Raw genomic sequence first — 24,599 nt, 5'->3', positions numbered from 1 at the left:
TTAGAAGGAAAATTTTACGGTAAATATTTAGATTACCAATCCCCTCTGGCAGATGCAGAATGGTTCTGATTTGTCTTCCGGTATTCCTTCGGGCTTACCCCCAGCTGTTTTTTGAATACATAGCTGAAGTAGGACGGGTCATTATAGCCCACGAGACTGGCCACCTCTGCTAACTTTCGGTCACCCTCCAGGAATTCCCTGGCTGCGTTAATGCGGCACCGGGTCAGGTATTCTATAAAGGTACATCCAACCTCCTGGGAAAAAAGAGTGCTGAAGTGGCTGGGTGAAAAACCAACTTCGCAAGCTACTGTTTTAAGGGAAAGATCCGGGTCTGGATAGTGTTTTTTAATGTATCCTCTGGCCCATCGCAGTACATCCGAAGTACTTGAAAGACGGCGTATGAATCCATCCGTCAGCAGACACTGTATCCGACTGACCGCCAGATTTACTGTGTCATGAAGCGACTGGGCGATTCCCATCAGTTCGGTCGGGTTGATTTCAAATAAATCTTTCTTTTGCCCGGCGGCATGTTTTTGTATATAGACAATCAAATCCATCAAAAGATAGAAACGGTATAAAACACTGCCGACACCGTCATGGTCTGCATTCTGAAAGTATTCCTGTACTAAGTCAGGCAGTTCTTCCGGTGTCGTATATACAATTTCATCCATCAGCATATCCTTATCCTGTAAATGATGCAGGGGCCGCTGCTCCATGATGAAATCAGCATTGCTCGCAATCCGTCTCTGCGAGTTGATCATCCAGTTTTTAAACACTGTTTTGGCTTCCTCGTAGGACAGCGGCAGATCGTCCACTCGCTCCACAACAGAGCCAATACCGATGTGTCCTGTGATTCCCAGATTCCGTTCAAGCTCATGCAAAAGGAACTGAGCCATTGCGTAGGCAGTTTCCACAACGCTCTCCTTATGGTCTCCCCCCACGATATAAACCAGCACATCCATCCCCCTCAAGAACCAGATAATATCCGGGTGGTTGTTAAATAATGAATTTGCCAGTATGCGGATCTGGTCAATCCCGTGTTTTGGAAGTCCGGTGAGTTCTGAATGGCATACAAGATATTTTTTAAAGATCAGTTCGATTTCATTTTCCTCGGAGAAGTTTATCACCTGCTGTAAAGACACCGCGCCCGTAACCATGAGTGACAGGAACTGTTCTTTCCAGGCCATCTTTTCTTCCAGTGCTTTTTCATGGGAACGTTCTAATTGGATCAGTTCCTGGCGTTTATTCTCTATCTCCCTCCGAATCGTTTCCAACACCTCTAACAAAGTCTCCCAGACCACCGGTTTCAGGATATAAGCATCAACTCCGATAGAGACTGCGCGCCGTGCATATTCAAACTCATCATGGCCGCTTAAAATGGCGATATGTATCCATGGCATACTCTTTTTGATAATGGATGCAAGTTCCAGACCATCCATAAAAGGCATCTTCACATCCAAAATCAGAATGTCTGGTTTTAGTTCCCTGATGAGAGGCAGTGCCAGCTCTCCATCGGCAGCCTCCCCACAAATGGCAAATTCAGTGGTATTCTCATCGATACAACTGCGGATGCTGTCCCGTACCAGGCCCTCATCATCAGCAATAAAAATGTTTAACATGATTCTTCCTCCTTTACCGGAAGAACAAAGGAAACCTGTGTGTACTCTCCCGGTTCACTTTCAATCCGCAGTCCGGTACCATCACCGTACATCCGAATTCTTCGGTCTACATTAGAAAGCCCAAAACTGGTCTGATTGGACGAGCCGCCGTGTTCTAACGACCAGGAAATAGTCTGCAGCAGATCGGCAGGTATCCCGCCGCCATTGTCCCATACAGAAAAATGCATCTGTCCATCCTGCATATTTCCCCTCACCCGTATCATTCCCCTGCGCCGTTTGGCTTTCAATCCATGATATAAGGCATTCTCAACCAACGGCTGTAAAAGAAGTTTGAGCATCTTGTAATTCTTTATTTCCTCGTCAATTTCAATTTCATATTCCAGGATCGTATTGTAACGGACTGCCTGTATTTCCAGATAGGCGCGTACATGTTGTTCTTCATCCGCCACGGTGATATAATCACAGCCCTGACTCAGTGAAATACGAAAAAAACTGGTGAGGGACATCGTAAGGTCAATAATCATCCGGCAACAGTTTTTTTGAGCCAGACAAATGATGGAACCCAGTGTATTATACAGGAAATGGGGCTTGATTTGTTCCTGAAGGGCTTTCAGCTGTGCTCTTTGAAGTTCACCGATATAGTGTACCCGTTCGTCTATCAGGTCCTGCAGACGTTCTGCCATTGTATTAAAACAGCGGCTTAATGTAAATAATTCCTCTATCTCAGGTGTTTCTAAATGTACATCCAGCTCACCTTCCGCAATCTTTTTTGTCATATCCTCGAAGCGGAGCAGTGGGGTCTGGATCGCAGACCGCAGCAAAAGGTAATTGCGAAATGCAAACCAGGTAACCATGACTCCGGTCAAAATCGCAAGAATAGCAAGAACGGCGCTGACAGCCTGCATACTATCATTAAATCCGGCGATTGCCACTACCTGAGAGGTATTGTAGTGGGTGAGCACCATGGACAGAAGAGAAGAAACACTCTCTACTTCATCATAAATATTCTCCTGTATCTGTACCGTGGAATCTGAAGCTATCTGCAGGTCCAAATCTTTCAAATTCTCATTCAGCGAAGCAACCGCCCGCTCGGCAGCACTGATATATGGTACAGATTCGCGTGTTTGCTCCAAAAGCGGCAGTACACGGTCAAATTCAGAGAGCATTCGGTAGCGTTCTCCATCATCGTTGGCTTTTTTGCCTGATACAATGTTCCAGATCTCATTGGGTAAATCCTCATCAGCTATCTGCATCAGGCTCCCGGCATAATTAATACTTGTAATTTTTTCATTATAGCGGTTCATCATGACTGTCTGAAATGTCAGCAGCATCACACACGGAAGAAGCATCGTGATGATGATGACCCGGTAAGAGAGGCGAACCATGGTCTGTATACTGTTGCATCCTGAAAACATACGGTTTATTGCGTTATGCATATAGGAAATCCTCCCTTGTTATAATTTCGTACCCGACTAAACAGGTAAGACTTTCTGACGAGGGATGTTCCTGAAGCTTATGCACCGTTTCGATGGTGGACTGAGCCAATTGATCGATATCACAGATCATGGCATAGTTGCACTTACCTTCTTTTACGAGGTTTTTGGCAAGTTTTGAACCTGAAAACAGGCAAATCATCACCTCGGTCCCCGGTTTCATATGAATATCCTCCAAAGCGTCGATAGCCCCCAGTGCCATGGCTTCGTTATAGGAAACAATCGCTGAAATATTTTCATTGAAGCGAAAAATCCCTTTCACGATCTCACCGCCCCGGGAACGCATGTAATTGCCATAGATGCGGTATCCCGCCTTATTTTCGTTCCCACGCAGGCCTTTTGATATTTCACGGGAGTTGTAGGAACCAAAGGTACCGCACAGCTCTACAATCTCCTTATCAGATGATGCAAGTGCATTTTGCAGGTACTGGTTCATGGATCTGGCAATATTTTGATAGTCATAACCTACATAGTGAACGCTCAGCCCTTTCGTTCCGGGCTGTACGCATTTATCCACTGCAATGACCGGTATGTTTACACGGGCAGCTTCCTCCAGCACAGAATCCCACCCTGTCTCAATGACAGGGGAAAATACGATGGAATCGACCTGAAAGATTAACAGGGAACGCAATGCCTCTATCTGAGAGTCCTGACTGCGCCTGGATGGTACCAGGAGAACCGAATATCCTGCTTCCTCCGCTCTCTCTTTGATTTTTACCTGCAGATCATCCCGCCAGGCATCCTCATTGACTGTTTCGATAATTCCAACTACGGGATAATCGATATCAGACGTTTGCTTTTGCAAAACAAAGATGACAGAAATCAAGGCAGCAAACCCAGATACACACAACAGACTTATTATGTATTTTTTCATTTTCAAACACCTCCTGCTTTTATATTTTAGTATATTTTCTATTCATTCACAAGAAAAAAGGATATATAAAACATTAGAATATTTATCCAAATTCGCAAAAAATTTATAGTTTTGTTAAAATCCAAAATGAGAAATATGAATTTTTTTGTTCTTTTCCAATAATTTATCATTCTCTTTTTCAGCCATTTTGCTATCATATATACCATCAAACAAATTCATTTTTGAAAGGAGTCAGAAATATGAAAAGAACAATGGCAATCCTGTTGGCAATGCTCCTATTTACGCTGTACGGCTGTGGTGGAGGATCTGCTGCAAAGGAAGACAAAACAACGACAGGAGGTACAGAGCAAAAGAGCGAAGACTCAGACGGGGGAAAACAGGCTCCTAAGTCTGACTATAAGGAGCTGACTGTATACACTGCGTCCACCGAAGCAGAGCTTCCGCTGTACTTCGTTCCGTTCGAACAGGAGACAGGAATCAAAGTGAATTATGTGCGTATGTCACAGGGTGAGATGATGACCCGTATTCAGGCAGAAGCGGGTAATCCGCAGGCCTCAATTGTCATGGGACACACGGATGACGCTTACGTTACGCTGATGGAGGCAGACCTGCTGGAAAGCTACCAATCTCCGGAATTGGATAATATTCCCGATGATTTCAAGCTGAAGGATGCCAATGTTGACGCCTCCTGCTGGAATCCTTACTTCTGCAGCCTCTATGGCATCGCATGCAACACTGAAGTATTTGAAATGAATCATCTGAAATATCCGGACACCTGGGATGATCTGCTGAAGCCGGAATACCAGGGGCAGATCACCATGCCTCATCCGACGACCTCCGGCGTTGGACTCCTTGTCCTCAATATGACGCTGCAGTGGAGAGGAGAAGATGCCGGCTGGGACTGGCTCAGAGAACTTGATAAGAATGTAACCCAGTACGCCAAAGGTTCCAGTGCCTCTATGATGGCGGTAAATCTCGGCGAAGCTGCCATGACGGTAACACCGCCTTCCGAGGTTTTAAATGCCCAGGATCAGGGATATCCGGTGGAAATGGTGATCCTTGACGATGTCAATGGATTTACACAGTCGGGACTTTCTCTGATCAAAAACCTGAAAGAGGAGGAACGCGCCAATGCGGAACTTTTCATCGACTGGATGCTTTCTGAATCGGGACAGGCACAGGTAGCTCAGGCATACCGTACGCCGGTGCGCACCGGCGCGAAATCCGCTGAGGGAATGCCTGCCATGGAAGGACTGGAATTGTTTACCGTCGATCCGAAGGTAGCTGCTGACAGCAAAGAAGATATGCTGAACAAATTCCTGGACGATATTGATAATGCGGAAAGTCTGTCGGAGTAAATCCTTTACAACATTTTTCTGAAAGGGGAGTCACCTGTGAAAGTTAAAAACCGTTCTGTCAACATGAAAATTCTTTTAAGGCAGCCGATACTGATAGTTACGATTCTTGTTATCTTCGCATTTTTATTTATCTTTGTCTGGCTGCCGATGTTCAGGGTCATTCGTATGTGTTTTGTGGATGCCAACGGCGTCCATTCCCTCGATGGCTTTAAGGAAGTCTTCAGCCGCAGTTCCACTTATCTGAAATCTTTTGCAAATTCCATGAAGCTCGGGGGCATCGTCTGCATTCTTTCTACGGGGTTAGGATTTGTGTTTGCATTTGCCCTGACCCGTACAGAAATGCCATTCAAACGGTTCTTTCGTTTTATCGCCATTCTGCCGATGGTGACTCCGCCCTACACGTTATGTCTTGCGATCATATTTTTATTCGGGCGCTCCGGGGCCGTAACGGAATTGCTGCAGATCAAAAATTTCAGTGTATACGGGATTCACAGCCTGATTGCCGTACAGGCAATCACGCTGTACCCGATTGCCTATCTGACTTTGACCGGAATCCTTGAATCCATCGATGACTCAGTGGAGGATGCGGCTTTCAGTATGGGGGCTACCAGGGGGCATATTTTTCGTACAGTGACGCTGCCGCTGGCTCTGCCCGGCATCGCCAGTGCCCTGCTCATTACCTTTGTGCAGTCAATTGAAGATTTTGCAAATCCTTCTGTTATCGGCGGAAAGTTCAGTACACTGGCAGTAGATGCTTACCTGCGGGTCACCAGCATGTTTGATACACAGGGGGGAGCGATCCTGGCACTTGGCATGTTACTGCCTGCGTTGACCGCCTTTGTGATCCGTAAATACTGGCTGGGCAAAAAAAGCTTTATAACAGTAACCGGAAAGCCTACGCAGAAGCGCCGTAAGATTCATGAAAAGCACATTGTCGTCCCTCTCACAATTTTCTGCAGCCTGATCAGCATCCTGCTGATTGCATTGTACGGTACGGTGATTGTAGGGGCGTTTATGAGAACCTGGGGGGCTGACAGCAGCTTTACCATGGAGCATTTTGCCTACGTGTTCACCGTGGGATGGTCTTCGATCAGCAATTCAATCAAACTTGCCACAATAGCTGCCCCGTTCGCAGGTATTATGGGTATGATCATTGCCTATCTGGTTGTACGCCAGAAATTTTATGGCCGCAAGCTGGTGGATTTCTCTTCCATGATGATGTTTGCGATTCCAGGTACTGTGATCGGAATCGGATACGTATATACCTTTAACTCACCGCCGCTGCTGCTCACGGGAACCGCACTGATCCTTATTATGGCCTTTGCGTTCCGGTCGATGACGATCGGTATTGAGTCGGGAACCTCCACCCTGATGCAGATAGACCCCTGCATAGAGGAGGCGTCAACCATCCTTGGCGCATCTACAGGAGTTACCTTCCGAAAAATAACCCTGCCGCTGTTACGGCAGCCATTCTTCTCGGGCCTGTCCTACTCCTTTCTGCGGTCCATAACCGCAGTCAGCATGGTGGTATTCCTGGTTTCGCCGAAATGGAGTCTCGCCACCTCCCGGCTGTTTTCGTTGTTTGAGACCAGCCAATACAGCACGGCAGCTGCATACATACTTGTACTGATGATGGTGATAGCGATCGCTATGGCTTTGATCAGTGCATTGGTCAACTTTTTATTCATGCCGAAATATATGCGGCAGGGAAAACGTAAAAAAGCATAGAAAGGATATGACAAGGAGGAAATCTACTATGGTACAGACCACCGATCAAAATATCGCTGTTGATCTGCGCAGGCATTCCAGCGCTGTGCGGATGCAGAATCTGACAAAAATATTCAGGACACCCGACGGCAAAGGAGAAACCACGGCCGTCAACCACATTGAGCTGAACATTCCCGACGGCAGGCTGATGACGCTCTTAGGGCCTTCCGGATGCGGCAAGACAACGACGCTGCGGATGATTTCCGGATTTGAGACGCCAACCGCCGGATCCATTTTTATCGGGGATGAGGACGTGGCAAATATGCCGTCTAACAAACGGGATATCTCCATGGTGTTTCAGTCCTATGCACTTTTTCCCCACCTTTCGGTATGGGACAATGTGGCATACGGACTCAAGGTGAAAAAGCTTGGCAGGGATGAGATCGTACGGCGGACAAATGCCGTGATGGAACTGATGCAGCTTACGGGAATGGAGAACCGTTATCCGAATCAGATGTCCGGCGGCCAGCAGCAGCGTGTAGCGCTTGCGAGGGCTGTCGTGATTGAACCGCGGGTGCTTCTCTTTGATGAACCACTGTCCAACCTGGACGCCAAACTGCGTGAGCATATGCGGGATGAACTGCGCGGCATCCAAAAACGTCTGGGGATCACAAGTCTTTACGTTACACATGATCAAAGTGAAGCGATGGCGATTTCCGATATCGTTGTGATCATGAAGGACGGAGATATCATGCAGGCAGGATCTCCACAGGAGATTTATGAATATCCGGCAAATCAGTTCGTGGCTAATTTCATAGGCAAGGCAAACTTTATTCCATGTACATTTAAAGGCATGCAGCAGGAGAAGGCGACGGTTCGATACGGAGATCATCGTTATGTGATCCCTAATCCCGGTGATATCCGGAATATACAGCCGGAGGCTTCGTGTGTGATGGCAGTGCGGCCGGAATCTGTCCGCCTGAGTGCCAGTGAAGGAAGCCTGTCGGGATCTGTAACCCGTGCCGTTTACTACGGTGCCAAGATAGAATATGAGGTGACGCTGCCTGACAGCACGGCTCTCATCGTAGAAGTGTACAACCCCCAGCTAACCCGGCGATTTGCAGAAGGTGATACAGTGAAAGTTTCTTTTGACGATCCCTGTGTCCGGCTTCTGCCATAAAGGAGTAAAAAGATATGAAATCATATGATTTATATATAATAGGACCAGTAACCATTGATTACGATGAATATATGGGCGAGACGAAAACTCTTCTGGCCGGACCGGGGCTTTTCAGCGCATATGCAGCGCTGGCCTCAGGCGCGCAGATCGGCCTCCTGGCGCAGACCGCTCCAGAACAGAGCTACATCCACCAGATGTTTTATGTACAGGATATCCATCCTCTGGCCGCTCCTGTTACGACAACCCGGGTGATCTACCCGACAGAAAGCCGGAATGAGCGATATCTGACCATGACCGGACAGATCAAGGTCATTACACCGGCAGATATCCCCGAGGTACAGGCTGATGTCTATCAATTGATCAGCTATATCAACGGACAATTGGATTTTGAGCTCTTTCCCTGTCTTGCGGCGAGAGGAAAGGTTGCCTGTGATATGCAGGGCTATGTCCGCTATGTCGGAGAGGATGAGCGTATCTATACCGCCGACTGGCCGGACAAGGTGAAATGGTTCCCTTATATCACCTACCTCAAGGTGGATTCCGACGAGGCAAAGACCCTTACCGGCTTCGATGACCGTAAAAAGGCGGCAAGACAACTTCATGAATGGGGGGCTAAGGAAGTGCTGCTGACTCACAGTACCGAGGTCATGGTATACGATGGTGAAAAGTATCATGTTTGCCCATTCCGGCCAAAGGATGTTTCCAAAGGAAGATCAGGAAGAGGTGACACAACGATTGGCGCTTACATAACTGAGCGTCAGCGGGCAGGCATTGACCAGGCGCTACTTTATACAGCTGCACTGGTATCCTTAAAACAGGAAACATTTGGTCCGTTCAAAGGAACGCGGGAGGATGTACTGACATGCATTCGGGAACGGTATCCCGAGTTTGTGGCACCGAAAGCTTAACGGGAGGAGAAAACCATGGGTATAAAAAATATTGTGTTTGATATGGGTAATGTTTTGATTGAGGATAATATGCCTGGATTTGCTGCACAATACCTGCCGGCAAAGTCCGACCAGAAAATCATGTTAAAGGAACTTTTTAACGGGCCTGAATGGCTGGAATGGAACCTGGGGACGATGGACATTCCGGCGGCGGCAGCCCAGGTCAAAAAGAGACTTCCTGTCCGTCTTCGTACGATATGCGCCAGGCTGATGGAGGACTGGGGGATGAACAATCCCCCGATTGATGGCATTGAACCAGTAATCCGCAGACTGAAAGAAAACGGATACGGGATTTATCTGCTGTCCAATACGGCAGATACGTATTATCTGTATCGCCATCGCCTGCCGGCAATCGAAATTTTTGATGGCGAATTTATATCTGCCGATTACAAGCTCCTGAAACCGGACAGGAATATCTATGACACATTTTCTGAAACATTTGGCCTTGTACCGGAGGAAAACTTTTTTATTGACGACAGAACAGAGAATATTGAAGGGGCAAAAGAAGCCGGATGGAATGGGTTTGTGTTTAGAAAGGACGTACAGGAACTTAGAAATGCACTGGAAAAAGCCGGAGTCAAAACAGGCTGAGGAAAAAGGCACGGTGCGGGTAAATAATATAAATTCTTCCGATAAATTTTTCATGTCTTTATCAACGCAAAATATTTACCGTTAATTTACGATAAATATTTACATTTTAGTAAGTACTTTTTTGTGCTATGATGACGCTAACAGAAATCATACCATAATTTTCTGGTAAATTTATCTGACGCAGGCCCGCACTGCACACGGGTCATGCTTCAAGTCTGGAGGTATTATTTTGAAATTAATAGCGGATACACATACACACACATTCCGCAGCGGTGACGCATACAGTACGCTGCAGGAAAATATCGCAGCTGCCGCAAAACGGCAGCTGTCCTATCTGGCTGTAACCGACCACAGCTGCCTCAAGCCCGGAGGCCCGGATAACTGGGTACATTTCACAAACCAGCGGCTTCTTCCCAGATTTTCTGAAGGTGTCTGCCTGTTATACGGAATCGAAGCGGATGTCATCGGACCGGGCGGAAAGCTTTCCGTCCCCGACAGAGTGCTGGACACCCAGGACTGGGTCATCGCATCCATGCACGCGGATGTGATGTCTCCCCGGACCAGTGAAGATCATACACAGATGTGGATCGGCATCGCCGAAAACAAATATGTAGATGTGATCGGACATATCGGTGACCCCATATTTTCCTTTGAACACCGCCCCGTCCTGCAGGCTTTTGCCGATGCAAAAAAGGTCGTGGAAGTCAATACCGGATCTTTACTCACCCGGCCCAATGCCTACCCGGTATGCAGGCAGATTGTAACACTGTGTGCGGAGCTTGGCGTACGGATTATCGTGAATTCCGATGCCCATTTCAGCAACCGGATCGGCGATCTGGCATCTGGCGTTTCACTCCTGCAGGAAATCGGATTTCCGGAAGAGCTGGTGATAAATGCAGATGAACACAGATTCAGAAAATATCTGGAGCACAAAGGAATCAGGCTTTAAAACTAAGGAGAACCTCGTATGTTTTATGCTGAATATTTAAATGATGTAATTTCGCTGCAACAGGAGTTTGCTTTTTTTCTCCGCATTTTTGTCGCCTGCCTCTGCGGAGCCGCTATTGGCTTTGAACGCACATCGCGCTTAAAGCAGGCAGGGATACGGACTCATTGTATTATCGCCTGCACGGCTGCGGTGATGATGATCGTTTCCAAGTACTCGTTCGCTGATCTCACCGACTCCGCCGGAATGTTCTTTTCCGGGACCCGTGGCGCTGACCCCGCCCGTATCGCCGCACAGGTAGTCAGCGGCATCAGTTTCCTGGGCGCCGGTGTGCTCTTGAAAAAGGGCGGCTCTGTTCAGGGGCTCACGACAGCAGCCGGATTCTGGGTCACCTCCGCCATTGGACTGGCAATCGGCTCCGGAATGTATTACATCGGTCTTTTTACTACGGCACTGGTAATCATTCTGCAGATCATCTTACATAAGGTACATATCGCAAAAGATGCATGTGCCTATGAACTGAATGTGGTGATGGAAAACTCTCCGGGACATCTGGAACAGCTGATGGACAAAATTGAGACTTCACACATGCGGATGAACATCGGCAATGTGTTAAAAAATGAAGACGGCACCGTCACCATCCATCTGCTGATCGCCTCCGCGGAACCCCTGACAATGCAGCAGACGATTGATTTGCTTTCTATGAGTGACTGTATCCAGTCAATCGGGAAACAGTAACATCGGCAGTATCATTTCAATTCGCATCTCAGGATTAAACAGCAAGATGAACGAAATGTTTTTAATGTACACTCCCAGGAAGCTCACCCGACCATTCAAAACCTTTCTTTGCCGCAACGACAGCTATGATTTCATTGATAACTGCTGCTGCTGCAATGGTCCCCTGAATGATCGTGGCACATTCAGGCGCAGGTCCGCTCAGAACAGATACAGCAATTCCCGCAAAGACAAGCGATACTCCAGAATGAGGCAGCAGCGTCAGCCCCAGATAATTGCGGACGGTTTTCGGCGATTTTGTGATTGCGGCACCAAAAAATGCTCCGAAGTATTTTCCCAGTGCACGAGCTAAGATGTAGATCCCGGTAAACAAACCTGCTCCCAGGATCAGATGATAGTCCAGCGGTGCCCCAAGGTTTAATATAACCAGAATCAGTGCAATGCCCAGTACAGGGGCAAAACTGTCCATGATTTGTTCCAGCCGTTTCTCTGAGACCATATTGGCAAAAGTGGCGGAAAATGCCATTCCCATCAACATAAAATTTAGTACCGGGGCAGGAAGCAGGTTATTGCACAGGAATCCCACGCCCGATGTGAGCAGTATCATGGCAAGCAGCAGAGTCAGCGTAATCCGGACAGTCCTGTCCTTTTTTAATATAATCCCCCCCACTATACCTGTACCTGCACCAATGAGCAGAGGCAGACACACCACCAGAGCTGTCATGTATGGAGGGAGGTCTCCCGCAGAGACCTGGCCTGCAACCAGTGCCATAGTTGTAAAAAAAACAATGCAGCCCACGATATCATCAAGCGCAGCCATAGGAATCAGTGTAGCGGTAACCGGTCCCCTGGTCCCAAACTCCCGGACAATGGATAGCGCTGGGGCTGGCGCTGTTGCGAGTGCAATTCCCCCGAAAACAACAGCCAGATACAGCGGTATGCCTGAAAACCAGAATACGATCCCAAAAGTAATCGATACCGCAAAAAAAGTGCCGAGTGACTGCGTCAATGTCGTAATGACGATCGCTTTTCCCGATTTTACTATCTTCCCCCAGACAAGCTCTCTGCCAATCATCAATCCCACTGCACATTTCATCACATGCATCAGAATCTGATACCATCCGGACGCAAGAAGCGTATTATTTATCACTGAAAAAGCATGCGGACCTAAAACCATTCCGGCGATCAGCCATCCCAGAATAGAAGGAAGCTTGAGTTTGGCTGCTGCCTTCCCCGCCAGAACAGCAAGTACTGCGGCGAAAAAAAGTCTTACGATCAAAAAACACACTGTCATTCCCCCCTCTCAGCTATTCCATATAACATGAAATCCAACACAGCCGACAGTCTTTTTTCATGTTCTGTAATCACAAATCCAAAATCCTTTCCGGAATACGCGGGGCTGCTGAAATATCCATTGAACATCTCCTGCATAAGCTCGTAATATTCCAATGCCGTTGTTTCCGTTATCCCCTCCCGCAGCCTCAGCTGTGACAGTGCTGCACGGTATATCTGCCGGTTCAGCAGATCAAACTCCGTTTTTAATTCTTTAATCCTTCCGCCGAGTCCTGCCGGCGGCTGCAGTACTGCTTCAAAAAAAATTCTGGCGTAAAGAGGACGGCTGGAAAAATATTTGAGCCGCAGTTCCATGTATTTTTGAAGACTGTCATGGATTTCCTGTTCCTGAAAATATCTTACTACATCCAAAAAACATTTTTCCACGCAGCTTAAATAAAGTTCTTCTTTCCCCTTAAAGTTATGATAAAACAATCCCTTTGAAATCTCGTGATCCTTACAAATAGTATTTAATACGGTGGCCTCATAGCCCTTTTGACCAAATTCCTGTATCGCTGCCTTGATAATCCGCTCTCTTGTCAGCTCGCTTTTTATTTCCTTTTTCATTTTTATCCTCCTTCAAAAATAGACTAATTGGTCTATTTATATAATACACATTTTAGACCGATTAGTCTATTATTTTTTACTGCTTTTTATAGATATCTCATTATATTATAAATTTTGATCATTACTATAGTGCCCATCAGCCCCAGAAACAGGCATATTTCCAATCTCCTGCTGTTCGTTTTACCTTATCTTATCCGATTTCGTCACGGTCATACATAGTTTGGCAATGCTAAATCAATCATTGCAAAAAAGCAGAGCGGATCGATGTCAAAAGCATCAATTCGCTCTGCTCAGCTGCTATTTCTTTTTTCTGATATTCCCAATACACACCAGCAGTCCTCCCAGAAAGATAAATATATCCGAGAGATTAAACACAAGATTTCTAAACTTCTCCCATTTCACATTAAAGCTGAAATAATCCGTCACATATCCTTTCCGCTTTCTGTCAGCAAGGTTGTTAAGTCCTCCACCGATCAACAGTGCATATCCAAATTTCGTTATCCGGCTGCCTCCGTTTTTCAACTCGCGGACAAACTGCAGGATCAGTCCTCCGATCACCGCTGCGGTTCCCCACAATGCAGCCTTCGGATTCTCTCCGAGAAACCCGAACGCAACTCCGGGATTATGCAGCCTGCGAAGCAAAATCCTGTCCCCGGCAACTTCCCGGACAGTGTCTTCCTTCAGATTTTCTTCAGCCTTTTTCTTTATATGCCAGTCAAGCAGAAAGATAAGAGCTGCAATTCCAACAAATACCATTGCCTACGCTTCCTTTCTGTGTCTCTCTATTCTGTCTCATCCTCAGCGGACGCTTTCTCCTGCTCTGTCGCTTCTTCCTCCGTACCTGCTTCCTGTTCAGCTTCTGAGGTTCCCGGCTCTGTGCGATCATCTTCAAACGGCTCCTCATCGGCTATTTTAGAACCACATTTCATGCAGTATGCGGCACCTTCCACAACCTCAGCCTGACATACCGGACAGATTTTATATCCGCGTTTTGCAGCCAGTTCAGCTTTAAGCTCCGAAATATTCAGCTGAATCTGAGAAATCTCCTCACAGATCACTGCGACTTCTTCATCGACTGCTTCCCCCACTGCGTATCTTTGAAAGATCAGTTCTCCCAGATCCTTATATTCCTTTTCAGCAGAACGCTCTGCAGAATGAATCTGTGCCTTCAGTCTCTGGCTTTCAATAAAAGCCTCCGTTTTCTTACTGACATTTTCAGCAGCGCTGCTGATCGTCTTCCCTAAATCCTCAAGATTAATTTCCGGCATGGCAGTTTCTCCTTTCGCTATATGATGCTTGTTTACTTTTACTTATGCTCCTCCAGCAGAGCCATCTCCTGCCCTCTCAGCAGGATTCTGGGACCGCCGGTGTGTTCTATATACTCTCTTGTAATAATGACTTCCCCGATATTGTCATCTTTGGGAATTTCATACATGATATCCAGCATGTATTCTTCAATGATCGCCCGAAGCGCTCTGGCTCCCGTGTCTTTCAGCAGTGCCCTCTCAGCAATTGCATGCAGCGCACCATCATCGAATTCAAGTTTCACCTCATCCATCGCCAACAGTTTTTTATACTGCTTGAGGATTGCATTCTTAGGCTCTTTCAGAATTGACACAAGCATATCTTCTGTCAGTTCCTGCAGGGTAAAGACAATCGGAAGACGTCCCAGAAATTCGGGAACCATACCAAATTTTCTCAGATCCTCAAGTGTAACCCTGGACAGAATATCCGGTTCTTTATCGTATTTATCCTTCAGATCAGATCGGAACCCAATGGATGCCTGTTTGTTCAGACGCTCTTTGATAACTTCCTCAAGATCCGGAAATGCTCCGCCGCAGATAAACAGAATGTTTCTGGTGTTAACCGTTGTGAGCGGAACCATCGCGTTCTTGCTGTTTGCCCCCACCGGCACCTCAATGTCCGCTCCCTCCAGCAGTTTCAGCATGCCCTGCTGTACGGCCTCACCGCTGACATCTCTCTGGTTTGTATTTTTCTTTTTTGCTATTTTATCTATCTCATCCACGAAGATGATACCGTGCTCAGCTCGTTCCACATCGTTGTCTGCAGCGGCAAGCAGTTTGGAGACAACGCTTTCAATGTCATCCCCGATGTACCCTGCCTCTGTCAGCGACGTGGCATCTGTGATCGCCAGCGGCACATCCAGCAGCTTAGCCAATGTCTGAACCATATATGTCTTTCCGCTTCCGGTCGGACCAATCATCAGCATATTGGACTTTTCTATCTCGATACCATCGTTGTAGTCTGAGAGTACTCTCTTATAATGGTTGTAAACTGCAACGGACATCACCTTCTTTGCCTGCTCCTGGCCGATGACATACTCATCGAGCTGAGCTTTGATCCTGTGCGGAGCCGGAACATCTTTCATCGTAAACTTTTGTTTGGGCTCCTCCTCTTTTTGTTTTTTCTTCTTCAGCCGCTGCTTCTCCGGCACCCGGTTCTGAACAGAGGAAAGATCTACCATGCTGATATTCGGCATATTCTGCATCAGTTCACTGTAATTGGTCGTACCGTTATTCATAGAGTCAAAACTTTTCTGCATACAGTCGGTACAGATATTAATATTGCTTGGGAGTTCTATCATCTTCCCCGCCTTACTCTCCGGCCGTCTGCACAAAAAGCAGACTTTCTCATAATCATCTTTTCTGGGGCTGTCCCCCGAAGAATCACCCGGACTTCCCTGTCCGGTGTTCGTGTCGCTATTTTCTATGATTTCTTTATTATCATCTGTCACTCTTTAAATCCTCACTTTCATGGTCTTATTATATCTTAAATACCGCTGCCTCACAAGTTAAGTTTTTCTTAAACGACAAGGTACAGGATGATCCTAAAAAGAAATCCCGTCGAAAACATCCAGAAGATGTTTCCGGCGGGACTCTCCATACAGTATCATCTGCCCTACTGGAAATTCTGAGGCAGCACCTGCTGTCCTGAAGACTGCGCGGCATCATCCGGCCGCTTATCCAGCGTTACGTTCAGTGTTACGTCCTTGTACTCACCGCTGTCAGCCCGCTGCACAACTACTTCCACCGTCTCTCCTGCTTCATAGTATTCCAGCGCGCTCACCAGTTCATTATAGGTGCTTACCGTTGATTTGTCGAATTTTGTAATGATATCACCCTTTAACATACCTGCTTTCTCAGCCGCCGTCCCTTCTGTCACGTCGTAGACAAAAACTCCCGTCGGCATGTTATACATCTGAGAAGTCTCAGCCGATACGTTCTTACAGCTGATTCCGAGATAAGCGGATTTTGCTTCGTCTACTTTCGATCTGGTCTCGCGGTTCATCAGATCGTCCAGGATCGGTTCCGCCGTAGACACAGGAATCGCGTATCCCATGCCTTCCACAGCATTGGACGCAAATTTTACTGAATTGATCCCGATAAGTTCTCCGTTCATATTCAGCAGTGCTCCCCCGCTGTTGCCAGGATTGATCGCAGCGTCCGTCTGAATCAGATTTGCAGTTACATTTTCCACAGTCACTTCACGGTCCAGAGCACTCACATAGCCCGAAGTCACAGACTGTCCGTAGCCAAGTGCATTGCCGATAGCCACCACCTGTTCGCCTACTGCCAGATCATCGGAGTTGCCAATAGTAGCAACTTTTATCTGTGACAGAGTATCCTCTGAGAGTTTGGAGATATCCACCGCAACGACAGCAAGGTCATTATCAGCATCCGTACCCTTGATCTGTGCTTCCACCGACGTATTGTCGATAAAGCTTACTGTAATCGTATTCGCCCCTGAAATAACATGATTATTTGTTGCTATCAGCAGTTCACTGTCATTCTGCCCTACAATAATACCCGAACCGCTGCTTTCACTCTCGTACGCCTGCGTTCCGCCAAAGAAATCCTGAACTTCCTGCACACTCTTATTGCTGATGGATACCAGAGACGGCATCGAATTACGTGCCACATCCGCTACCGTATTCCCTGCAGTGCTGGTGTTCTGTGCCTCGGCTTTGACGCTGTCACCGGACGTGGCCGTCTCAGTGGAGGGAACCGTGGGCTGAATCTGAATCTGTTCTTTATCTGTGCCCAGTGAGGTAATCCCAAGGATTGTAAAACCCGAGATTAATCCAAATACAAGTGCCAGTGCGGCACAGAGACCAAATTTCTTCAGTATCGGGTTTAATGGCCTCTTCTCCTTTTTCGGAGGTTCTGCCTGTATGTTCGAAAAATGGTATGAGTCATATTGTGCCGAACGCTTCTCCCCGGTATTCTGCTGCTCACCCCATGTGCTCTGTGTATTCCGGGTCTGGTCTGCACTCTGGTCACTCCACGTATTGCGGGAATCCCATTCCTGTCTGTCTTCCTCTCCTGACTGCTGCTGCAGTTTTGGATTTACCCAGCTGTACGTCGTATCACTCTGCTCCTGAGACCCAGTTTCCACCGAATGACTCTGCACATCCGGCTGCACGCTCTGGTTTCCAGCTGCAGTTTGATCTTCCGATTCTGTATGATCATTTAACGGAACAGAATCAAATCCGTTTCCATCTTTATTCCATTCGTCACTCATCGTTCTTACCTCACTTTTTTTGACTTCTGTCGTCATCTTATAAACACAGTGTACTTTCAATTTGTGTTCAATTTGTGATAAAAGCTTTAACAAAGGGTGAAAGCGCATTATTTTTCCGTGTTCTGTCTCCAGTAATCTCTGTTCATTGTCAGCTTCATCACCACGCCTCCCGGCAGACACTCATACCTCCTGCCAAGCCAGAAACCCAGATATTTACATCCGCTCTGCCACACAAGTTTCGGTATCAGGTAAGGTCTTTTTCGAAACAGATATCCGGCTGTCTGCTTCACCATACGGATTCCCTCCCCTTCAGACGGTACATCCGCAAATATTTCCGGATGCTGTGCCTGTGATACCGCGAGGTCAAAATTACGATGCAGCTGCTGCAGTCCGCTGTAGTTATGTGAATGGACCACCCGCGCATCCGCCGCATATGCAACTGCATATCCACGCCTGATCAGCCCTGCAGCAAAGATCATATCCTCGTTAAATATGGTATGCCGAACAAACCCTCCCAATTCCAGATATGTCTTTCTGTCATAGGCTGCACACACATTGGAGCAGAAATACGTCTTGATTCCGAGCACCTGCAGATCTTCTTTCCACTTGATGCGGCTGTGTTCAGGATAATTGAATTCACGTGTAAAGCGTTCAATCACTTTACAGTCCTGCGCCGGGAGCTGCCTCGCATAGGATGCCTTTACTCCCTCCTCATCAAACGGACCCACCAGGCAACCCACCAGGCTCCTGTCTTTGGGCATCGCATCCTGTGTCATGCAGATGACGATGTCGGCACTCGACTTCAGTATTGCCCGGTGGCGTGTCCCTCCGTGGTCGAACTCTTTTTTCTGAATGTGTTCGGTAATGACCTTATCCGAGATTAGCCCAATCCGTTCATCCCAGTTTTCTTCTCCCGTATTCATAATAAAAATGTGATCCACCGGGTACTCCTGTGCCAGCAACCTTTTCACGAGTTCCCTGAATTCCTTTCCGGGACGGTACGTCGGTATGATCACGTCAACTGACTTCGGCATTTTTTATCTCTCCTTATAAAAACGGCCGCTGCACAACATAAATCGCTCTACGCGTGTGCAACAGCCGTCCTGTATTTAATATGAATCTGCCGGAAGCGCGCCATCCTCGGAACTGGACGGAATATCTTCCTCCCCGTATCCGCTGATATCAATGATATGGTCACTGTACTCTTTTACCGTCGCCGACGGCGTATATGCATCCTCCGGATACAGGAACTCATGCAGCTTCACCACATTTGTCTCAAGTGTTACCGGAAGCACGCAGTCATATCCTTCATCTTTTCCCATGGCTTCACCAATTATATTCGATATGGTCTCACCCTCGAGATGGTCAAATGGAAAACCTACCTGATCCTCTATATCATATCCAATCATTGCCATTCCCATCTTCAGGATCTCCTGCTTGGAAAGACTGCTGGAGATCATCGGACAAACCGTATCAACAATCTTATTCAGCGTTGACCAGCTGGAATTCTTCGCCTTTTCGACCATCTTGTAAATGACAAGTCTCTGCCGGGCTGCACGCCTGAAGTCATTACCTGCCGTATATCGGATTCTCGCATAAGACACAGACTGTACACCGTTTAAGTGATGTACACCATCAACCTTGTCAATCGGATCATAGCCTTTCCCCGTCAGCTTTGATGTCTCCTGACAATAATTATTCATATGCTCCACTTCATCCGCGGTCATCTCAATGTCCAGACCTCCAAGCAGATCAATCGCTTCCACAAGTGCAGTGAAATCCACCGTCACGTAGCCGGTGAGGTTCAGATCCAGATTCTTATTCATCATCGTCATGAGCTGCTGTGGACCGCCATTCGCATATGCCGCATTTGCCTTTTTATAGTTATCATCTCCAATATTCAGATACGTATCACGGTATACGGAGACAAGCTTCACTTTTTTGGTATCATTGTTGATACTCGCGATGATCATGGTATCACTGTTGCCTTGTTCCAGAGAACCGACACCGCTCGCGTCAAGTCCTACCAGTGCGATCGTCTGATAGCCCTGAAGTACCTCGTTGTCTACAACGCCTTCATTGACCCCCACTTCACCCATATCGACGTCTCCGGTCTGAATCTTGTTAAGCTTGTTATTCACCTGTGCATATACGAAGATGCCTCCTACCAGAATCAGCAGTATGAGAATCTCAAAGATAAACAATACTCTTCTCCTGCGCTTACGTTTTATCATCTTGTTATTTACTTTCTTAGCCATAATAAACCTCTTATAATTCTTTCTTTAGTATGCATTTTTATTGATAAACCCCTTAAACACGGTTAAAAATAAGATTTTAATATCGAGTCCAAGCGTCCAGTTTTCAATATAATACAAATCATACTCGATACGTTTCCGGATAGAAGTATCTCCCCTGTAGCCATTTACCTGTGCCCAGCCTGTCAGCCCCGGCCTGACCTGATGTTTCACCATATAGCGCGGTATTTCTTCCCGGAACTTCTCTACAAAGAACGGGCGTTCTGGCCTCGGTCCAACCAGACTCATATCGCCTTTAAATATGTTGAACAGCTGCGGCAGTTCATCCAGGCTTGTCTTACGCATGAATTTGCCGATTCCCGTCACACGGGGATCATTCTTCACCGTCCATGCCTTTTTTTCATCTGCCTCCGGCTGCACCTCCATGGAACGGAATTTGTACATTTCAAACTCTTTATTGTGCAGTCCCACACGCACCTGTTTGTAGATTAACGGTCCTTTGGATGACAGCTTGATCAAGATGGCGCACAGAAGCATCACAGGCGAAAAAACCACAATGGCTGCCATTGATCCAAAAATATCCGTTATTCTTTTCAGCGTAAACTGAAACGTATTACTCAGCGGAACATACCTGATATTGATGACCGGAAGCCCCAGCAGATCTTCTGTATAGGGTTTCGTCGGTATAATATTGTTATAATCCGGGATAAATTTGGTATGGACTCCTGATTTCTCACAGAGTGCCACAATCTCTTCCAGCCTGCTGTATTCATTCAGACCCAGTGTAATCGCAATCTCATCCAGCCTGTTCTGAGGCAAGATGATCATTAAATTATCTATTCTTCCTAATACTTTAATTCCCTTATATTCTGTCCCGGCTTCCACGGAATCATCAAGGATTCCCCTCACCGTATACCCCCACTGTGGGTTCGACAGAATACGGTCGATATATTCTTCTGCTGCCCTGCTGTATCCCACAAGCAGGATGTGTTTTTGATTCAGGCCTTTCTTACGTATATCGCGCAGGACATGCCGGATAATGATCCTGACAAGCTCCTCCGCCACGATATTAATGAAGAAGAAGATGAAAAGTACAGTCCTGGAAAAGTCATTCTCCTTCGTCACATACAGAACCACGATCAGGATAAAAAGCCCGATCGTATTGGCTTTTACGATATTAGCCAGCTCCAGACGCCTGCCCTGCACACGTTTCGGCGTATACAGACTGAACGCAGTATAAAGGATCAGATAGACCGGTACGATCAGCAGAAGCGTCCCCATATACCTCTGAAAGGACAGGCGTCCGCCTTCGCTGTCAAAAAACGGTGTCTGAAACTTCAGAAACCAGGACAGCCAGTAAGAAGCCATGATGACAATCGCATCAATCAGAATATGGAGACGGTTAAAGTATTTTTGGTTATCTTTTATCAATTTTGATCACCTTTTATACCCTTCCACGCTACTACTATACAATAAGTTGCAAAATTAGGCAATAAAATTTTTATTAACCTTTATGCAGCAGCCTTCTTAAGATATTGATCCAGAGCTGAAACTGAATCCAGATATAGTTCCCAAGATGTACCCAGGTGAACCTTACCTTTGTGCCCTGCTTTCTACCGGCGGCAGCCAGTGAAAATCCGTTTTTAATCCCCGCCGCGTACTCACGACCGAACCCCTTGCGTGCAAAGAACAGAAGCTTTATGCCGAATCCCGCTGCCAGAAACGGCAGATTCAACAGGATCTGAAGAAACGGCATGTTTTTGTAGATCAGATAAATGTTATTTCTGGAAGAATAACGCACTTTAAAAAGATTGTATCGGGAACCGCTCGTACCGCTTCCCGCATGATACACACGCGCTTTCGGACAGAACCAGTTTTGATAGCCCAGGATATTCGCGCGGTATGCGATATCCATATCCTCCAGATATGCAAAATGTTCCTCGTCAAACAATCCCGTTACATCCAGAAGCTCCCTTCGGTAAATGACGGCTCCGCCGCAGGAGGCAAAGATCCGCCGCGGGGTATCGTATTTCTTCTCATTCTGACCTTTCCCTGCCGCGAAAGCCCATCCGAGTGCATTGTAATAATTTCCGGCGTCGTCGATCAGTTCCGGCTGATACATATTCAGCATCTTCGCCGCACAGGAAAATGCCTTTTTCCTGTGTTTGATGTCATTCAACAGTTCTTTTACAAAATCCGGCTCCGTCTCCGTATCATTATTCAGCAGGATCACGTATGGCGAATCAGAAGCCAGGATCCCTTCATTTACAGCCCGGCAAAACCCAAGATTCTCCGGAAGTGCAACGATCCTGACCTCCGGGAATTTCTCTGCCACCAGCTCACGGCTTCCATCTGTCGATCCATTGTCAACCACGATAATTTCAAACTCCGGATGTGTCTGTTGTCGAAGACTTAAAAGACAGGTTTCTATAAATGAAATCCCGTTAAAATTCGGTATCACTACAGAAACTTCCCGCATGCTTACCTCCCCTGCCGCATTTACTGCGGCCTTTATCAGGGATGGGTGAACGTTTTCTTTCAACCTTACCTCCCCTGCCACATTTACTGCGGCTTTTATCAGACATGGTTGAAAACTCTCCTTCAGCCATGCCCCTGTATTTTTGCCTGTCCCGCTCATGCCCTCAGTGAATAATTCCATTTGGAAAGCGTCAGGTTTTTATTATAGTAAGGGTCCCCCGTCTTTAGAAGATGACTCCATCGGTTTCTCATAAACTCTATTTCATTCTGGAAACGTCTTACTTTTTCCTCACTGTCCTCGGCACCCCGGGATTTTGACTCATAATGGTAAAGCTCGACCCACGGATCATAGACGATCAGATATCCGGCTTTGACCGTCCGAAGACACAGATCCACGTCATTGAATGCTACGGTGAGCTGCTCCTCAAAACCTCCAAGCCGTTCAAACACGTTTCTCTTCATCATCATACAGGCAGCCGTCACGGCGCTCACATTGAGCTGTATTGATGCCTTATGCATATAACCGGTACGTGAACGCGGCATGTTCAGGAACGCGTGACCCGCAATACCTCCGATTCCAATGACGGTCCCGGCGTGCTGGATGGTATCATCCGGATAATAAAGCTTCGCACCCGTGATGCCCACCTCTTCTCTCTGACAGTTACCGAGCAGTTCCTGCATCCAGCAGTCTGAGATCACCTCGACGTCATTGTTAAGGAACAGCAGATAATCACCGGAAGATGCCCTGACTGCAAAATTATTGATGGCGGAATAGTTGAATTCCCCCTCCCATGTAACAATTTTAACATCCCGTTCCTTTTCAAGTTCCTGGTAATAGGAAAATGTCTCCTGCTCCACACTGTTATTCTCTGCAATTATAATTTCATAATTCGTATATGATGTTTTTTTTCTGACCGAATCCAGACATTTTTTCAATACTGCCGCATTATCTTTATTTGGAATGATGACAGAGACCAGTGGCTGATCATTTACCGCATACGTGACGCGGTAAAATCCAAGGTCCATCGTATGCGTTACACTTCCTTCTGCCCCGCAGCGTCTCAGATTCCCTTCGATTGCACGTTTTCCGGCGTCGAATGCATACATTTTGCTTGCGGGGTTGTCCGCAGTTGAAGCTCTGTGCGTTCTCCAGTGATAGAGCACCTTCGGCACGTGGCAGATTCTGCGCGCTGCTTCCGTACACCGGAAAATAAAATCATAATCCTGTGCTCCGTCATATTCTTTCCGAAATCCGCCGGCTTCCTCCACGATCGCTCTTCTCACTACAAAAAAATGTGTGATATAGTTATTGGAGCGCAGCAGGTCGATGCTGAAATCCGGTTTGAAGTGAGGCTGAAAGTGTTCTGTCAGATCTGTCGTTACCTTATCCTCGTCCGTATAGATTACATCGGTATCCTCAGACTCTGTGATCGCTTTCGCGATCTCATACAGAGCATCAGGTGCAAGCAGATCATCGTGGTCCAGCAGACCAATAAAATCTCCCGAGGCCATGGCAAATGCCGCATTGGTGTTCTCTGCGATTCCGAGATTTTTTTCCAGACTGCATACCCGGATTCTCGCATCCAGTTTCTGATAATGTTCCAGCACCGTCCGCATTTCTTCATCCCCCGGACTTCCGTTTGCGATGCACAGTTCCCAGTTGTCATAGGACTGTGCTCTGACAGAATCCATCATCTGTTCCAGAAAGAGCCTGGGAGTCCGATAAGCCGGCACGACAACGCTGATCAGCGGCTTTTCCTTTTTCCACCTGGTCCCCCTCTGCTTTTTCAGCTCCTCCGGACCAATCCTGTGCTTCTCAAACCATGGCCCGTATGGAACCTCTTCCGGCTCCATCCGTTCTGAAAGGCGCACCATGAATTCTTTTACACCATAGTGCTTCAGGTACCGGAATCCTTTTTGTATGTTATAAGGCCGTATTTTCTTTAAATAATTCATCCACTGGCCCATGCCGTAT

General features: G+C 47.0%; 21 protein-coding genes. 7 read left to right on the top strand and 14 right to left on the bottom strand.

The genetic code is table 11. The features are described from left to right. Positions 1-32 precede the first annotated feature (32 nt). The 3 genes from MCG98_RS06535 to MCG98_RS06525 are packed head-to-tail and all read right to left on the bottom strand — an operon-like array spanning position 33 to position 3,986. The gene (locus MCG98_RS06535) at positions 33-1,619 is read right to left on the bottom strand and encodes a helix-turn-helix domain-containing protein (protein WP_240301099.1); all 1,587 of its coding nucleotides are present in this window, start codon (positions 1,617-1,619) and stop codon (positions 33-35) included. Then, a complete protein-coding gene (locus MCG98_RS06530; protein ID WP_240301094.1) occupies positions 1,613-3,055 on the bottom strand; it encodes a sensor histidine kinase in 1,443 nt (480 codons plus the stop codon). The genes MCG98_RS06535 and MCG98_RS06530 overlap by 7 nt, the downstream gene beginning before the upstream one ends. After that, positions 3,048-3,986: a substrate-binding domain-containing protein gene (locus MCG98_RS06525; RefSeq protein WP_240301092.1), complete on the bottom strand. Its 939-nt coding sequence runs from the start codon at positions 3,984-3,986 to the stop codon at positions 3,048-3,050. Before MCG98_RS06525 ends, MCG98_RS06530 begins: the two co-directional genes overlap by 8 nt. Positions 3,987-4,225: 239 nt before the next feature. On the opposite strand from MCG98_RS06525, the gene MCG98_RS06520 reads away from it, so the two are divergent. The 7 genes from MCG98_RS06520 to MCG98_RS06490 all read left to right on the top strand — a co-directional run bounded on the left by MCG98_RS06520 (position 4,226) and on the right by MCG98_RS06490 (position 11,453). Next, entirely contained in the window at positions 4,226-5,344 is a 1,119-nt protein-coding gene (locus tag MCG98_RS06520) for an extracellular solute-binding protein (protein WP_240301090.1), read from the top strand. A 36-nt stretch (positions 5,345-5,380) separates the two neighbouring features. Continuing rightward, positions 5,381-7,072 carry an iron ABC transporter permease gene (locus MCG98_RS06515; RefSeq protein WP_240301088.1) on the top strand — a complete coding sequence of 564 codons (1,692 nt, stop codon included), beginning with the start codon at positions 5,381-5,383 and terminating at the stop codon, positions 7,070-7,072. Positions 7,073-7,100: 28 nt separating this feature from the next. Continuing rightward, a complete protein-coding gene (locus tag MCG98_RS06510; protein ID WP_240301086.1) occupies positions 7,101-8,231 on the top strand; it encodes an ABC transporter ATP-binding protein in 1,131 nt (376 codons plus the stop codon). Positions 8,232-8,245: 14 nt separating this feature from the next. Continuing rightward, positions 8,246-9,139: a ribokinase gene (locus MCG98_RS06505; protein ID WP_240301085.1), complete on the top strand. Its 894-nt coding sequence runs from the start codon at positions 8,246-8,248 to the stop codon at positions 9,137-9,139. Between the two features lie 15 nt (positions 9,140-9,154). After that, positions 9,155-9,769 (top strand): HAD family phosphatase, encoded by a 615-nt coding sequence (locus tag MCG98_RS06500; protein ID WP_240301083.1) that lies wholly within the window; start codon positions 9,155-9,157, stop codon positions 9,767-9,769. A 229-nt stretch (positions 9,770-9,998) separates the two neighbouring features. After that, the gene (locus tag MCG98_RS06495; RefSeq protein ID WP_240301081.1) at positions 9,999-10,718 is read left to right on the top strand and encodes a phosphatase; all 720 of its coding nucleotides are present in this window, start codon (positions 9,999-10,001) and stop codon (positions 10,716-10,718) included. Between the two features lie 18 nt (positions 10,719-10,736). Further along, positions 10,737-11,453, top strand: coding sequence for an MgtC/SapB family protein (locus tag MCG98_RS06490; RefSeq protein ID WP_240301080.1), 717 nt, complete (start codon positions 10,737-10,739; stop codon positions 11,451-11,453). Positions 11,454-11,514: 61 nt separating this feature from the next. Here the strand turns inward: MCG98_RS06490 and MCG98_RS06485 are convergent, their stop codons facing one another. From MCG98_RS06485 to MCG98_RS06435, 11 genes are all read right to left on the bottom strand, one after another. After that, positions 11,515-12,738: a cation:proton antiporter gene (locus MCG98_RS06485; protein ID WP_240303383.1), complete on the bottom strand. Its 1,224-nt coding sequence runs from the start codon at positions 12,736-12,738 to the stop codon at positions 11,515-11,517. Between the two features lie 2 nt (positions 12,739-12,740). Then, a complete protein-coding gene (locus MCG98_RS06480) occupies positions 12,741-13,349 on the bottom strand; it encodes a TetR/AcrR family transcriptional regulator (protein WP_240301078.1) in 609 nt (202 codons plus the stop codon). A 297-nt stretch (positions 13,350-13,646) separates the two neighbouring features. Next, on the bottom strand, positions 13,647-14,105 hold the full coding sequence (locus tag MCG98_RS06475) for a signal peptidase II (RefSeq protein ID WP_240301076.1): 459 nt from the start codon (positions 14,103-14,105) through the stop codon (positions 13,647-13,649). 26 nt (positions 14,106-14,131) lie between these two features. Continuing rightward, positions 14,132-14,617 carry a zinc ribbon domain-containing protein gene (locus tag MCG98_RS06470; RefSeq protein ID WP_240301074.1) on the bottom strand — a complete coding sequence of 162 codons (486 nt, stop codon included), beginning with the start codon at positions 14,615-14,617 and terminating at the stop codon, positions 14,132-14,134. Positions 14,618-14,655: 38 nt separating this feature from the next. Then, positions 14,656-16,080 carry an ATP-dependent Clp protease ATP-binding subunit ClpX gene (gene clpX, locus MCG98_RS06465; protein ID WP_345891709.1) on the bottom strand — a complete coding sequence of 475 codons (1,425 nt, stop codon included), beginning with the start codon at positions 16,078-16,080 and terminating at the stop codon, positions 14,656-14,658. Positions 16,081-16,268: 188 nt separating this feature from the next. Then, complete coding sequence (locus tag MCG98_RS06460; protein ID WP_240301073.1) at positions 16,269-17,891, bottom strand: trypsin-like peptidase domain-containing protein; 1,623 nt, start codon at positions 17,889-17,891, stop codon at positions 16,269-16,271. Between the two features lie 107 nt (positions 17,892-17,998). Further along, positions 17,999-18,925, bottom strand: a complete 927-nt coding sequence (locus tag MCG98_RS06455) for a glycosyltransferase family 2 protein (RefSeq protein WP_240301065.1) — start codon at positions 18,923-18,925, stop codon at positions 17,999-18,001. Positions 18,926-19,000: 75 nt separating this feature from the next. Next, positions 19,001-20,149 carry an LCP family protein gene (locus MCG98_RS06450; protein WP_240301059.1) on the bottom strand — a complete coding sequence of 383 codons (1,149 nt, stop codon included), beginning with the start codon at positions 20,147-20,149 and terminating at the stop codon, positions 19,001-19,003. 24 nt (positions 20,150-20,173) lie between these two features. After that, positions 20,174-21,577, bottom strand: a complete 1,404-nt coding sequence (locus MCG98_RS06445; protein WP_240301053.1) for an undecaprenyl-phosphate glucose phosphotransferase — start codon at positions 21,575-21,577, stop codon at positions 20,174-20,176. 73 nt (positions 21,578-21,650) lie between these two features. Beyond that, on the bottom strand, positions 21,651-22,688 hold the full coding sequence (locus tag MCG98_RS06440) for a glycosyltransferase family 2 protein (RefSeq protein ID WP_345891629.1): 1,038 nt from the start codon (positions 22,686-22,688) through the stop codon (positions 21,651-21,653). 92 nt (positions 22,689-22,780) lie between these two features. Next, on the bottom strand, positions 22,781-24,592 hold the full coding sequence (locus MCG98_RS06435; protein WP_240301047.1) for a glycosyltransferase family 2 protein: 1,812 nt from the start codon (positions 24,590-24,592) through the stop codon (positions 22,781-22,783). Positions 24,593-24,599: the final 7 nt, after the last annotated feature.

The organism is Ruminococcus sp. OA3 (assembly GCF_022440845.1).
GTDB lineage: Bacteria > Bacillota > Clostridia > Lachnospirales > Lachnospiraceae > Ruminococcus_G.
The sequence above is the reverse complement of the archived record's forward strand: the minus strand, read 5'-3'. Positions and strand labels throughout refer to the sequence as shown.

Coding starts and splice junctions, on each gene's coding strand:
- MCG98_RS06535 (WP_240301099.1), bottom strand. CDS start 1,619: ATGTTAAACATTTTTATTGCTGATGATGAGGGCCTGGTACGGGACAGC.
- MCG98_RS06530 (WP_240301094.1), bottom strand. CDS start 3,055: ATGCATAACGCAATAAACCGTATGTTTTCAGGATGCAACAGTATACAG.
- MCG98_RS06525 (WP_240301092.1), bottom strand. CDS start 3,986: ATGAAAAAATACATAATAAGTCTGTTGTGTGTATCTGGGTTTGCTGCC.
- MCG98_RS06520 (WP_240301090.1), top strand. CDS start 4,226: ATGAAAAGAACAATGGCAATCCTGTTGGCAATGCTCCTATTTACGCTG.
- MCG98_RS06510 (WP_240301086.1), top strand. CDS start 7,101: ATGGTACAGACCACCGATCAAAATATCGCTGTTGATCTGCGCAGGCAT.
- MCG98_RS06505 (WP_240301085.1), top strand. CDS start 8,246: ATGAAATCATATGATTTATATATAATAGGACCAGTAACCATTGATTAC.
- MCG98_RS06500 (WP_240301083.1), top strand. CDS start 9,155: ATGGGTATAAAAAATATTGTGTTTGATATGGGTAATGTTTTGATTGAG.
- MCG98_RS06490 (WP_240301080.1), top strand. CDS start 10,737: ATGTTTTATGCTGAATATTTAAATGATGTAATTTCGCTGCAACAGGAG.
- MCG98_RS06480 (WP_240301078.1), bottom strand. CDS start 13,349: ATGAAAAAGGAAATAAAAAGCGAGCTGACAAGAGAGCGGATTATCAAG.
- MCG98_RS06475 (WP_240301076.1), bottom strand. CDS start 14,105: ATGGTATTTGTTGGAATTGCAGCTCTTATCTTTCTGCTTGACTGGCAT.
- MCG98_RS06470 (WP_240301074.1), bottom strand. CDS start 14,617: ATGCCGGAAATTAATCTTGAGGATTTAGGGAAGACGATCAGCAGCGCT.
- MCG98_RS06460 (WP_240301073.1), bottom strand. CDS start 17,891: ATGAGTGACGAATGGAATAAAGATGGAAACGGATTTGATTCTGTTCCG.
- MCG98_RS06455 (WP_240301065.1), bottom strand. CDS start 18,925: ATGCCGAAGTCAGTTGACGTGATCATACCGACGTACCGTCCCGGAAAG.
- MCG98_RS06450 (WP_240301059.1), bottom strand. CDS start 20,149: ATGGCTAAGAAAGTAAATAACAAGATGATAAAACGTAAGCGCAGGAGA.
- MCG98_RS06435 (WP_240301047.1), bottom strand. CDS start 24,592: ATGGGCCAGTGGATGAATTATTTAAAGAAAATACGGCCTTATAACATA.